Annotated in this window: 1 pseudogene; it reads left to right on the plus strand. The window is 60.9% G+C overall.

The features are described 5' to 3' along the window. Positions 1 to 535 precede the first annotated feature (535 nt). Positions 536 to 849, plus strand: a pseudogene (locus tag V6C16_RS14440) (hypothetical protein); the annotation flags it as partial.

Below are 849 nucleotides of genomic sequence, written 5' to 3' on the forward strand. Positions count from 1 at the left end.
TCGTCTTGGCTACCTGCTGGAAAAGGCGGCCCCCTGTCTTGGCGCGGAGCGGCTGACGGGCGCGGCCAAGGCCATGCAGACAGCCCTGCACGGTCCTGATGGACTGCGCGCAACGCTGGCTGTGGAAGAATGCGTTCTGGCCCTTGACGAAGTGTTGGACAGCCTGCGCTAAGAGCGTTTCCGGAGCATTCAACTTTCAGGTTGTCCGTACTGACGCAGCGTTCTGGCCGTGCGAAGCGAAGCATGGCAAGGCCCGCGTCATTGGCGTAAACAGTCTTTGCACGCCGTTAAGCGGCAATCACGGGACAAACACAGGGCAAAACTGTCCTGGAGGGGTCCGGTTTGCCGGAAGACCGCGTTTGCTCACGTGGGAGCAAGAGAATATCTACGGCCCTGCGGCTGTGGCAAGACGGCAGGGCAGCGCGATTTTTTAAGGTTTGCGCCGAGTGTCCGGTCGTCCTGGCGGCCATGAGGCCCGGCATTTTGGGCCTGCACCGGTTTTTTGTTTCGCGGCACGAGTCACGAAGGAGAAGGAATGGGATTTTTTTCAGCCATTAAAAAGATTTTCAGCACCGGAACCACAGAGGGGCAGCAACAGGAAACGCTGGAACCGGCCGGAGAACAGAGTCCTGCCGAAGTCACAGCCCCTGAGCGGTCCGCAAAGCAGGCGGAAGGGACGCCGCCTGAAGTGGATCAGGCCGGCAGCCGGGAGCACGCCCCTGAAGAATCTTCTGTGGCACAGGAAGAACCTGTACGAAAAGCCTCTGGGCAGGAAATTTCTGCTCAGGCAGACGGCGCGCCGGAACGCCCGGAGCCGGAGCGTATCGAGGCGCAGCCGACTCGGCCTGC

Origin of the sequence: Desulfovibrio sp. 1188_IL3213 (assembly GCF_036763145.1) — a bacterium.
Lineage (GTDB): Bacteria > Desulfobacterota > Desulfovibrionia > Desulfovibrionales > Desulfovibrionaceae > Desulfovibrio.